This is a genomic window from Streptomyces sp. NPDC002536, assembly GCF_053594995.1.
Window position 1 is genome coordinate 48,678 of sequence record NZ_JBSFWU010000050.1, and the last position, 6,281, is coordinate 54,958.

Annotated in this window: 6 protein-coding genes; 2 read left to right on the forward strand and 4 right to left on the reverse strand. The window is 72.0% G+C overall.

Annotated features, from left to right (window positions below; genetic code table 11):
* Nucleotides 1-4 precede the first annotated feature (4 nt).
* Nucleotides 5-1,345: a phosphatase PAP2 family protein gene (locus ACWD4B_RS19520; protein ID WP_451421903.1), complete on the reverse strand. Its 1,341-nt coding sequence runs from the start codon at nt 1,343-1,345 to the stop codon at nt 5-7.
* 232 nt (nt 1,346-1,577) lie between these two features.
* On the reverse strand, nt 1,578-2,192 hold the full coding sequence (locus ACWD4B_RS19525) for a hypothetical protein (protein ID WP_451421904.1): 615 nt from the start codon (nt 2,190-2,192) through the stop codon (nt 1,578-1,580).
* Nucleotides 2,193-2,313: 121 nt separating this feature from the next.
* Between ACWD4B_RS19525 and ACWD4B_RS19530 the strand changes: the two genes are divergently transcribed.
* Complete coding sequence (locus tag ACWD4B_RS19530; RefSeq protein ID WP_451421905.1) at nt 2,314-3,858, forward strand: N,N-dimethylformamidase beta subunit family domain-containing protein; 1,545 nt, start codon at nt 2,314-2,316, stop codon at nt 3,856-3,858.
* Between the two features lie 13 nt (nt 3,859-3,871).
* On the opposite strand, the gene ACWD4B_RS19535 is transcribed toward ACWD4B_RS19530, so the two are convergent.
* Nucleotides 3,872-4,720: a helix-turn-helix domain-containing protein gene (locus ACWD4B_RS19535; RefSeq protein ID WP_451421906.1), complete on the reverse strand. Its 849-nt coding sequence runs from the start codon at nt 4,718-4,720 to the stop codon at nt 3,872-3,874.
* Between the two features lie 110 nt (nt 4,721-4,830).
* Between ACWD4B_RS19535 and ACWD4B_RS19540 the strand changes: the two genes are divergently transcribed.
* Nucleotides 4,831-5,754, forward strand: a complete 924-nt coding sequence (locus ACWD4B_RS19540) for a class I SAM-dependent methyltransferase (protein ID WP_451421907.1) — start codon at nt 4,831-4,833, stop codon at nt 5,752-5,754.
* Here the strand turns inward: ACWD4B_RS19540 and ACWD4B_RS19545 are convergent.
* Complete coding sequence (locus tag ACWD4B_RS19545; RefSeq protein ID WP_451421908.1) at nt 5,659-5,988, reverse strand: GNAT family N-acetyltransferase; 330 nt, start codon at nt 5,986-5,988, stop codon at nt 5,659-5,661. The two genes, ACWD4B_RS19540 and ACWD4B_RS19545, sit on opposite strands and share 96 nt — an antisense overlap.
* Nucleotides 5,989-6,281 lie beyond the last annotated feature (293 nt).

The following is a 6,281-nucleotide window of genomic DNA, read 5'->3' on the forward strand; positions in this document are numbered from 1 at the left end:
GCGTTCACACCGGTTCGGGTTGCGGTTCCAGTTTCCGCACCGGTGCGGCCTTCGGTTCCCACTGGTTGGTGGTCCGTATGTAGCCGTAGATCACCGAGAGCATCGCCAGGAGGACGAGAGGCCCGAACACCCATGGATGCGCGGCCATCTGCACCGGCAGATAGCGGTAGGCCACCAGGAGCGCGGCGAAGACCGCGGCACCGTAGGCGGCCAGCCGGAGTCCCGACCGGTCCCAGCCGCGTTCCTCCGCGCGCAGGGCCGCCTCGATCGTGAGCGTGAACACCACGCCGGCCACGATGTCCGTGCCGTAGTGGTAGCCGAAGCCCAGCGTGGCGCCGAGCGTGGCGATCAGCCAGAACACACCGAAGAACCGCAGAATGCGGGGGCCCTTGCGGGAATGGATGAAGATCGCGGTGGCCCACGCCGTGTGCAGGCTGGGCATGCAGTTGCGCGGGGTGGTCCCGTCGAAGGGCATGTGGTGCGGCAAATTGGCCGGCAGCGTGTCCGGCCACATGTTGCCCAGCGCCCAGTGCCCGCCGTCGCCGACGGTGTAGGCGAAGGTCGGTCCGACCACCGGGAAGATCATGTAGATGCCCGGCCCGAGCAGGCCGATCACCAGGAAGGTGCGCACCAGGTGATGGCGCGGGAAGCGGCGCTCGGCCGCCACGTTGCGCAGCTGGTACAGCGCGACGACGACCGCGGCCACCGCGAGCTGGATGTAGACGTAGTCGAGGATGTGGGAGCCGATCGGACCGCCGGCCCTGACCAGCCGGCCCACCACCCACGACGGGTTGCCCAGCGCATGATCGGCGGTCGCCAGGTACTGGTCGAGCACCATCGGGCGGGTCTTCGACGTGATGAGCAGCCAGGTGTCGCCGGTCTTGCGGCCGGTCACCAGCAGCAGCCCCAGCGCGACGCCCTTCAGCAGCAGGATGCGTTCCCGGCCGGTGCGGCGCGTGACGGCGATGACCGCGTAGCCCAGAACCACCCACAACGCGCCGTTGCCGAACATCATCTTGGCGCCGACCGCCCAGCGCACCAGGAAGAAGGCGATATCGATGCCGACCGCGACACCGAAGGCGATGAACCGTTCCCGCCAGGTGAGCACCACCATCATCAGCCCCATGCTGCCGTACAGCAGGGGTCCCGACTTGGGGGCGAGTATCACCTCCTTCGCCTGATTGGTCATCGGCCCCGGAAGGCCGTAGTGACGCGCGGCGATCTCCAGTGCGATGAGGAATCCGAGGGTTATTGCACCCGCCGCGGCCCACAATATCGTCCGTGGCCGGCGCAATGCGGCGAAAGCATTTCTGGATTTTATTCGCGAAGAAATTCGCGATGACATGGGTATCAATTGTCCGGCCGATTTACTGGGTGTTGGTTAAATGGGCTGCTCGTCGTGGTGGATGGCATGTCTTCCGGTGCAGGGCAGGCGATGAGGGTGATCACCGCAAGGTCGAACATGCTATCGGAGCAGTCGGGGGGAGCGGTCGGCCGGTACCGGGGATGGTCCGAGGAGAAATGGCGGAGGGGGTGGGTGTTCAAGAACGTGGCCATGACACCCGCCCCCGGGCGCGTCAGTAGCCCATGCCCTCCGGCGGGCGGTTGTCGGGAGCGCCGCCGCCCGGCGGCAGGTCGCCCCGCTCCGTCGGACCCTGGTATTCCCGCAGCGGCGGCAGGGTCTCGTCCAGCTCCCGGTCGTCGGCGAGGTGCGCGGAGCGGACCGCGGCACGCAGGGTGGCCCGGTCCGCCTCCTTCAGGGAAGAAGTGACGCGCAGGACACGGCCGTCGAGGTTCAGGGCGTACTCATGGGCGCCGGACATCGTGCGGTACCAGGCCGCACCGTCCCGCTCGCACGTCGTCGTGCCGTCGCCGATGACGCTGATCCCGCCCTGGGTGCAGTTCGCGTCGGTGACCGTCCCGCGCTCGACCCGCAGCCAGACGACCTTGCCGTCCGGGCCGGCGTACGCCTCCTGGAAGCCGCCATTGCCGTCGTCGCCGACCGACATGACAGCCGGCACGAAGCCGGGCATCGATGCCACGTAGATCGAGTCGGTCGTGGTCCTGATGGCCTCCGCGCGGGCTTCGAGTCCGGCCCGGTCGGCGGCGGCCGCCTGGCCGGTGCCACAGGCGAGGAAGGTGAGGGGCAGCACGGCCGCCGGGGCGAGGGTGAGACGTAAGGCTCGTTTCATGCGAACATGCTGCCGGTTTTCCCAGGGGTAACACCACATGTCCCCCCCTACGCCCGATCGGAGCAGGGCGGCGCGCTCTGCGGTTGCAGGGCCCTGCGCGCTCGCGCGTAATGGGCCCGACATGGCCAGGCACGGATGGGACCGACGGCACTTCCTCGGCACGAGCGCCGCGGCGGGGGCCGGCGCGTTCCTCGCCGGGTGCACGGCGGACTCCGGCCCCGGCCCGGAGGCGGCGCCGGCGGGCGACGGGCGGCTGTCGGTCCCGGCCGAGAACGGGCGCCCCGGCGACCGCGACTGGGACCTGCGGCAACGGGGCGCGGACCGCGCGGTCGAGGGGTACGCGGACCGCGTCAGCGTGCTGCCGGGAGAGGTGTTCTCCCTGTGCGTCTCCACCACGGCCAAGGGCTTCCGCGCCGAGGCCTTCCGGATGGGCTGGTACGGGGGTGCGCAGGCGCGCAGGGTCTGGGCGTCGGAGCGAATACCCGGCACCGTGCAGCCCCCGGCCCGGCCGGCCGGCGAGACGCGGACCGTCGCCGCCTCCTGGCAGCCGTCGCTCCGGGTCTCCACCCACGGCTGGCCCGAGGGCGCGTACCTGATCCGACTCACCGCCGACTCCGGCGACCAGCGCCACGTCCCCCTCACCGTCCGGTCCGCGAGCGCCGCGGGCAGGCTGGTCCTGGTCAACGCGGTCGCCACCTGGCAGGCGTACAACACCTGGGGCGGGTACAGCCTCTATTACGGCCCCGGCGGCAAGGACGACTCCGGCTCGCGCTCGCTCGCGGTCAGCTGCGACCGGCCGTACGACCGGGACGGCGCGCCGCTGTTCACCACGTACGAGCAGCCCGCCATCGCGCTCGCGGAACGGCTCGGACTGCCGCTGGCGTACACGACCTCGATGGACCTCGACCGCGACCCGCAGCTGCTGCGCGGCGCACACGCCGTCGTCTCGCTGGGGCACGACGAGTACTGGACCCCGGCGATGCGGGCGCACGTCACGGCCGCCCGGGACGCCGGAACCAACGTCGCCTTCCTCGGGGCGAACGCCTGCTTCCGCCGCATCCGCCTGGAGCAGCGCCTGGTCGTCTGCTACAAGACGGACTGGCAGCGGGATCCGCTGTACGGCAAGGACGACTCGGCCGTGACGACGGACTGGCGCGAGCCGCCGCACGCGGATCCGGAGAACTCGCTGACCGGCACGCTGTACGAGTCGAACCCGACGAACGCGGACTACGTGGTGGCCGAGCCCGGCCACTGGCTCCTGGAGGGCACCGGGGCGGTGCGGGGCACCGCCTTCCCCAACCTGGTGGGCACGGAGTACGACCGAGTCGACGCCGGCCCGGCCACCCCGCGCCCGATCGAGATCCTGGCCCACTCGCGGCTGGTGTGCCGCGGGGTGCGGTCGTTCGCGGACACGGCGTACTACACGGTGGGCAGCGGGGCGGGGGTGTTCAACAGCGGCACCATGCGGTGGGTGGAGTCGCTCACGGGGGACGGCGGGCACGGGATACCGCCGGGGGCGGCGCGGTTCACGGGCCGGGTGACGGCGAATCTGCTGCGGGCGTTCGCGAGCGGGCCGGCCGGGCGCGAGCACCCGGCCGTGGACAACCTGGAGGCGTACGACCCGTACGCCGGGGATCCGATATGGGCCGGGCGGAACCTGTGGTGAGGACGCGGCGCCCTCATCCTGCCGGTACGGCAGGGCTGTTCGCCAGCCTGCGCAGGGCGTCGGCCGACGGCGACCCCTCGGCCGCGGTGTAGACGACCATCCAGGCGTCGGCGGCGTCCGTCGGCTCGAACGCCTCCCAGGACAACTGCAGCGTGGTGCCGAGCTCGGTGCAGGCCAGTCTGGAAGGTTCGTGGGTGTTGTTGAACGGGAACTGCGCCGACCACAGCCGCCGGAAGTCGGCGCTCTCGGCAAGCAACCCGCCCACGTGCGCCGCGAGTTCGGTGTCGTGCGGCCGCCGCAGCGTCTCCGTGCGCAGGTACGCCACGATCTCGCGCGCCGTGCGCTCCCAGTCGAGGAACAGCGAACGGGCGCGGGGATGGGTGAACATCAGCCGGCCGAGCGAGCGGTCGCGCGACGGGATCCGGGGGAAGTCGAAGAAGACGCGTGTGGCCAGCCGGTTCCACGCCAGGACGGCGCCGTTGCGGCCGACGAGGTAGGCGGGGGAATCGCGCAGGGAGTCGAGGATGCGCTGCCGGCTGTCCCGCACGCTCCACTCCCCCGCCCGGGGCGGGGCGTCGTCCGTCACCGGGCGCCTTGCCAGGGCACGCAGATAGCGCCGTTCGCCGGGGGTGAGCCGCAGCGCACCGGCGACCGCGTCGAGAACCGCGTCCGAGACGAGCGACGTGTGACCCCGTTCCAGGCGGATGTACTGGTCGACGCTGACCGAGGCCAGTGCGGCCACCTCCTCGCGGCGCAGGCCCGCGACCCGGCGCGGGCCGTGGACGTGGAGTCCCAGGTCGCCGGGGCTCAGCCGTGAGCGGTGGAAGACGAGGAAGTCGCGCAGCGCGGTCTTGCGGTCCATCCGGGCATTTTCCCCCGCCGGTGACGGCACAGGGGGCAGAAGCTGCCCTGTCACGCCACCGGCCCCGGCCCGATCCTGGATCACGTCCCGACAACTCCCCAGGAGGCACCATGGAAGCCGGCCGGCCGAGTCGTACCGCCCTGCGCGCAGCGCACAGCCGGGCCCGTCACCAGAGCGATCCCCGGCGGATCCTCACCGACCCGCTGGCGCCGAGGATCCTGCGGCTCGATGCCGACGACCTGCCGCCGCTGCCGGACGATCCGACGGACCTGTTCGGCATCCGTTTTCTCGCCGCACGCAGCCGCTTCGCCGAGGACGCGCTCGCCGCCACCGTGGCCGGCGGCACCCGGCAGCTCGTGGTCCTCGGTGCCGGCCTGGACACGTTCGCGTACCGCAACCCCCATGCCGGGCTGCGGGTGTTCGAGGTCGACCACCCGGCCACCCAGGCGTGGAAACGGCAGCAGCTGGCGGCGGCCGGGATCGGCATCCCGCCGTCCGTGACCTTCGCCCCCGTCGACTTCGAACACGACACCCTGGCCGCGGCGTTGACCGCGGCCGGGCTGGACCGCACACGGCCGGCGTTCTTCCTCTGGCTCGGGGTCACGCCCTACCTCACGCGGGACGCCGTCCTCGCCACCCTGCGCTTCATGGCCGGGCACCGCGCGCCGGTACAGGCGGTGTTCGACTACTGCGGCGAAGCGCCGCCGACGTTGTCCCCGGAACTCCGTGCCGTGCGCGAGGCCGCGGCGGAGATGGTCGCGGAGCTGGGTGAGCCCTGGCTCACCTGCTTCGCCCCGGAGGACATCGCCGACGAGCTGCAGGCGCTGGAACTGGGCCGCGTCGAGGACCTCACCGGGCGGGAACTGATCGCCCGGTACGTCGACGAGCCCGTCCCCGACGCCGACGCGGTCAGCGCCCGGGTGATCCACTGCTCCGGGTCAGGCGCCGTCCGCCGGTTCGGCGATCAGTCCGGTGGCGATGCGACGGAAACCGGCCCGGGCGTAGACCCGGGCCACGGCGTCGTCGCCTGCTGAGAGGAAGACGGTCTCCACGCCGAGCCGCTGCCGCGCATCCGCCACCAGGGCCGCCGTGACCGCGAGGGCGAGACCGCGCCGCCGTTCGGTCGGCAGGGTGCCGATGCCGGCGACCTCGCTGACGGAGCCCACGGGCTGGTGCTGGCCGGAGCACAGCACCGTGCCGTCGCGCAGCGCGGCGACCAGCACCAACGTACCGGCCTCCAGGCGTGCGACCGAGGCGTCCTCGGTCAAGTCACCTGCCTTCCCGGCCAGTTGGGCGGGGCCGTCGCGCCGATGCGGGTGCCGGGTTCGCCGAAGGCGAGGTGCGCGGCGGCGAGCGCGTCGGCGAGGTCAGCGGGCCGAAGTCCTCGGCCCGTGCACCTAAACGGGGTCCCGTGCCCCGTAAGGGGCGCGGGGAACTGCGCGACCAGCCATAGACGACCCGCAGTCGACGCACCACCCCGGGGCCGAACATGCGCAGCACGTAGACCAGCGCGGGCTGTTCGGGGTCCGCACCGAGCCGGCGGGCCATCACTCGCGGGGTC

What these genes read in the sequence shown, in the direction of transcription:
- ACWD4B_RS19535 (WP_451421906.1), bottom strand. Translation starts at nt 4,720, where the DNA reads ATGGACCGCAAGACCGCGCTGCGCGACTTCCTCGTCTTCCACCGCTCA.
- ACWD4B_RS19525 (WP_451421904.1), bottom strand. Translation starts at nt 2,192, where the DNA reads ATGAAACGAGCCTTACGTCTCACCCTCGCCCCGGCGGCCGTGCTGCCC.
- ACWD4B_RS19520 (WP_451421903.1), bottom strand. Translation starts at nt 1,345, where the DNA reads ATGTCATCGCGAATTTCTTCGCGAATAAAATCCAGAAATGCTTTCGCC.
- ACWD4B_RS19530 (WP_451421905.1), top strand. Translation starts at nt 2,314, where the DNA reads ATGGCCAGGCACGGATGGGACCGACGGCACTTCCTCGGCACGAGCGCC.
- ACWD4B_RS19540 (WP_451421907.1), top strand. Translation starts at nt 4,831, where the DNA reads ATGGAAGCCGGCCGGCCGAGTCGTACCGCCCTGCGCGCAGCGCACAGC.